General features: G+C 45.3%; 5 protein-coding genes. 1 reads left to right on the plus strand and 4 read right to left on the minus strand.

Annotated features, from left to right (window positions below):
• The coding region (locus WMO25_RS15100; protein WP_349086002.1) for an ATP-dependent nuclease at positions 1 to 1075 on the plus strand (1075 nt) is incomplete at its 5' end.
• On the opposite strand, the gene WMO25_RS15105 is transcribed toward WMO25_RS15100, so the two are convergent.
• The 4 genes from WMO25_RS15105 to WMO25_RS15120 all read right to left on the minus strand — a co-directional run.
• Positions 1047 to 1526 (minus strand): cytidine deaminase, encoded by a 480-nt coding sequence (locus tag WMO25_RS15105; RefSeq protein ID WP_227081375.1) that lies wholly within the window; start codon positions 1524 to 1526, stop codon positions 1047 to 1049. The genes WMO25_RS15100 and WMO25_RS15105 overlap by 29 nt on opposite strands.
• 66 nt (positions 1527 to 1592) lie before the next feature.
• On the minus strand, positions 1593 to 2366 hold the full coding sequence (gene udp, locus WMO25_RS15110) for a uridine phosphorylase (protein ID WP_349086003.1): 774 nt from the start codon (positions 2364 to 2366) through the stop codon (positions 1593 to 1595).
• A gap of 98 nt (positions 2367 to 2464) precedes the next feature.
• Positions 2465 to 4321 (minus strand): extracellular solute-binding protein, encoded by a 1857-nt coding sequence (locus tag WMO25_RS15115; protein WP_349086004.1) that lies wholly within the window; start codon positions 4319 to 4321, stop codon positions 2465 to 2467.
• A gap of 9 nt (positions 4322 to 4330) precedes the next feature.
• The coding region (locus tag WMO25_RS15120; RefSeq protein WP_349086005.1) for an ABC transporter permease at positions 4331 to 4792 on the minus strand (462 nt) is incomplete at its 5' end.

Genomic DNA, 4792 nt, shown 5'->3' on the forward strand with positions numbered 1-4792 from the left:
AGATGAAAAGCAGAAAACGCTGCGCCCTATTGAACATATGGGCAAAGGCATGCGCAGCATTTATATGCTTTCGCTCCTTGAAACCTACGCAGAAGACGACAATCCGACCCCAGGCATCATTATGGTGGAGGAACCGGAACTTTTCCTCCACCCAAAACTCCAGAAACTGTCCGGTGATCTTCTTTTCCGTCTGGCCCGCAAAAATCAGGTGATTTTTTCCACCCATTCACCGAATCTGCTGCCGAATTTCAACAGCCGTCAGATCCGACAGGTTGTATTGGACAGCGATGGCTATTCCACTGTTCGTGAACATACAGATATCAGCGTCATTCTCAATGATCTGGGATACAGCGCCAATGATCTGATGAATGTCGATTTTGTATTTATTGTCGAAGGCCGTCAGGACAAAAGCCGACTGCCGCTGCTGCTGCGAAAATATTACTCCGAAATATACGATGATGAAGGCAAGCCTTCCCGTGTGGCCATCATCACTACCAACAGCTGCACCAATATCAAGACCTATGCCAATTTGAAATACATCAACCAGATTTATCTGAAAGACAGCTTCCTGATGATCCGTGATGGTGACGGCAAAGACGCGGATATGCTGAAGCATCAGCTCTGCCGCTATTATGATGAAAGGAATATCAGTGATATCGACCATTTGCCAAGGGTTACAGAGAAAAATGTCCTGATCCTGAAATATTACTCCTTTGAAAATTACTTTTTCAATCCGGATGTTATGGCAAAACTCGGCGTTGTTCCAAGCCCCGAAGCTTTTTATGATATATTTTACGAAAAATGGCACGAATATCTGCATCGGCTTTCCAGTGGAGAAAAACTGGTGGCCGCCATCGGTCATGATTTGACATCACCGGAGGATGTGCGTCAGCATATGGAAGATATCCGCATCCACATGCGGGGTCACAATCTCTATGATACATTCTACGGACGCTATAAAGATTCCGAAACCGAATTACTGACCCGCTACATAGAAATAGCACCGAAAGACGACTTCAAAGACATCCTCGATGCTATTGACCATTTTATTTACTTCGAAAACCGCCGGAAATAACAAGATTATCAGGGCCAAAACCCTCCGGCAGCAATTCTTTCAGACGGTAAATCTTATATTTGCCGTCTGCCGCTGCCAGGATAATCTGAAATGTCTCCGGATCACAGAATTCCATCATCACCTGCCGGCAGACACCGCAGGGTGCCGTATAACCACTCAGTACACCGTTCATCCCGCCCACAATACAGATTGCACGAAAATCACGGACACCTTCGCTGACAGCCTTGAAGAAAGCCGTTCTCTCCGCACAGTTCGTCGGTGTATAGGCCGCATTCTCTATATTGCATCCGGTATAAATCGTGCCGTCTGCAGCCAGAAGTGCTGCCCCCACTTTAAAATGTGAATAGGGTGTATAGGAAAATCGAAGCTGTTCTGCAGCTGTTTTTATCAATTTCTGAATAAGTGTTTCCGTCAACTCATTTTTTCCTATTTCTTCTGAATAATAAATCATACCTTCACTCCCATTATTTCTACATTTATAATCACAAAAGGCATTTTTAATAATTTGATTTCCCACTTATTTATCCGCATTAATCAGATTCCTGATAGCCTCCACAGCCACATGAATGGCCCCATCTGTGTCATGAACCACCGGATTCTCAAGTCCCAGCTTCGCCCGTTCCTGATTGGCCATGACAAGAAAACAGGAGCCCACACGTACCCCCAGATGGCCGCCTACAATAAACAATGCCGCCGATTCCATCTCCGATGCCAGACAGCCCATCCGCTTCCAGGCTTCCCATTTATTCTGCAGTTCATAGCTCACCGGCATCAGTTCCGGCGCATGCTGTCCGTAAAAGGCATCCTTGCACTGAACAACCCCGGTATGATACGGCATCTTTAAGGCTTTCGCTGCCGAAACAAGGGCTGTTGTCACGCCAAAATCAGGCACTGCCGGATACTCAATAGGCGCATATTCTTTGCTGGTGCCCTCCATACGGACTGCTCCCGTGGCAATAACGATGTCACCGCTTTTCACATCCGGCTGCATGCCGCCGCAGGTTCCGATTCTGACAAAGGTATCTGCACCGCAGCGATACAACTCTTCCATGGCAATAGAAGCTGACGGACCGCCAATACCTGTGGATGTCACACTGACTTTCACGCCATCCAGCGTCCCTGTATAAGTCGTAAACTCTCTGTTATCCGCAATCAGCACCGGATTTTCAAGATACTGCGCGATCTTCATACACCGCTTCGGGTCCCCGGGCAGAATCACATAGCGGCCCACTTCCCCTTTGGCCACCTGAATATGATACTGTCTGCTCGCATCTTCTGAATAATTAATCATATAAACACCCCATTATCTGAACTATACAAGATATCTTTTCTTTATCATATTCCTATCATAACATGAAAAAGAGGCTGCAACAACAGCCTCTTTTTCCCTTACTGTGCCTTGACTTTTGTCCAAAGCTCAGCAAATAATTTCTTAATATCCGTATCCTGATAACGGAAAATTTCATCTTTTTCGTAGCCGACACGCGGTACATATGCCTCGATACCTTCGTAATCCTCTTCCTGTGCCTGCTCATAAGCAGCCACAACCGGTGAACTGTAACCGACATATTGGGTATTTCTGTAAGCTACGTCATCTCTCAGCATAAAATCCATAAATTCGTAAGCCAGTTCTGTATTCTCACAATCCCTGGTCATAACCATGGCATCATACCAGAGGTTCGTTCCCTCTTCCGGCATCAAAAATCCCAGATCCTCATTTTCCGATATAATATAGGCACCATCACCGGAATAAACAACCGCCAGTGCTTTGTTGCCGGAAATCATGTTGTCAATGACATCATCGCCGGCATAGACTGGTTTCATGGTATCTCTCTGCTGAATCAGCCATTCATAAGCCGCCTGAATCTCGTTTTTATCGTGGGTATTCATGGAATATCCCAGGGCTTTCAGGGCAATCATAAAGGAATCTCGCTCAGAGTCATACATATACAGATTACCTGCATATTTCGTATCCATCAGCAGATTCCAGCCTTCACTGAGGTCCGCCGGATCCACCACTGTCTTGTCATATAAAATACCCACATTACCCCAGAAATAAGGAACGGAGTAAACATTGCCCGGATCATATTCTTTGTTCATAACATCCGAATTCAATCCCTCTGCATTGGTCAGACGATCCCAATCGATCGGCTGCAGATAATCTTCCCTGATCAGACGCTCGATCATATAATCCGAAGGAATCAGAATATCATAGGCATCTCCGGCCTGAAGCTTTGTATACATCATCTCATTGGACTCAAATGTTTCATAAATAACCGTGCAATTGTACTCATTCTGGAACTCTGTCAGAAGATCCGGATCGATATATTCGCCGGCATTATAAACCTTCAGCACTCTTGCCTCTTTGTTATTGCTCTTGTTGGCCACACAGGTCACAAGACTGAGTACTAATGCAAAAACAGCTACACCTGCCACCAGTTTCTTCATGTTCTGATTATTCTTCTTGTTGTCACCGCCGCCCAGTCTCGGAAGCAGATTAGCCAGAAGCAGAATCACAACAATCACCACAATAACAATGGTTGACAGCGCATTAATCGTCGGATTGATACGTTTTGTCATGTTATAAACGACAATTGAAATGTTCTTGACGCCGTTTCCTGATACAAAATAGGAAATAACGAAATCATCAAAAGACATAGTAAAAGCCAGCAGCGCACCGGCAAATATGCCCGGTCGGATCATCGGAAGAATAACTTTCGTCAGTGCCTGATACGGTGTGGCACCAAGATCCATGGCCGCATTGGCCAGATTCGGGTCCAGGCTTCTCACCTTCGGATACACACTGGTAATGACATACGGCGTACAGAAGGCAATGTGTGCCAGAAGCATAGTCATATATCCCTTCTGGAATCCCAGAGATGAGAACAGCAGCATCCATCCGATGGCTGTAACGATATCCGGATTCAGAATCGGAATATCATTCATGCTGAGCACCATATCTTTGATAATCTTCCGTGACTTTGAAAGGCCGATGGCTGTCATTGTTCCCAACACTGTGGAAGCAATGGTGGCCAGGATGGCAATGGTCACAGAAACATAAACCGCCGACATAATCTCACTGTTTTCCAAAAGCGCTTTATACCAGCGCAGGGAAAATCCTGTGAATTTCGACAATGACTTCGATGAATTAAATGAAAATACCATCGTCACCAGAATCGGCAGATAGAAAAAAGCAAAACAAATCGCAATATAAAATTTTGAAAATAAACTGTTTTTCTTTCGCATGTCCGCCTCCTAATTGTCCTGTACATCCATCTTCTTCATGAGACGCATCGCCACAAGAATCAGAACTGCCAGAATCAGGGAAATGGCACTGCCGAAATTCCAGTCTCCAACAGATACAAACTGGGATTCGATCAGATTACCGATCAGGACAAACTGCCCGCCGCCAAGGAGCTTCGGAATAACGAAAGAAGAAATCGCCATCAGGAATACCATCACAATACCGTTGATCACACCGGGCATGGACAGTTTCAGAACAACCTTTTGAAATGTCTGGAACGGATTGGCGCCCAGATCCATGGCTGCCTCAATGAGAGAATTGTCCATTTTTCTCAGTGAGGTATGAATCGGAATAATCATAAACGGCATAAAATTGCAGACCATGCCCACAACAACGGAAAAATTCGTATACATCATTGTCACCGGATTAATGCCCAACACACTGAGCAATCCGTTGATAATACCATTGTCAGA

Origin of the sequence: Coprococcus intestinihominis, from assembly GCF_040096555.1 — a bacterium.
Classification (GTDB): domain Bacteria; phylum Bacillota; class Clostridia; order Lachnospirales; family Lachnospiraceae; genus Coprococcus_A; species Coprococcus_A intestinihominis.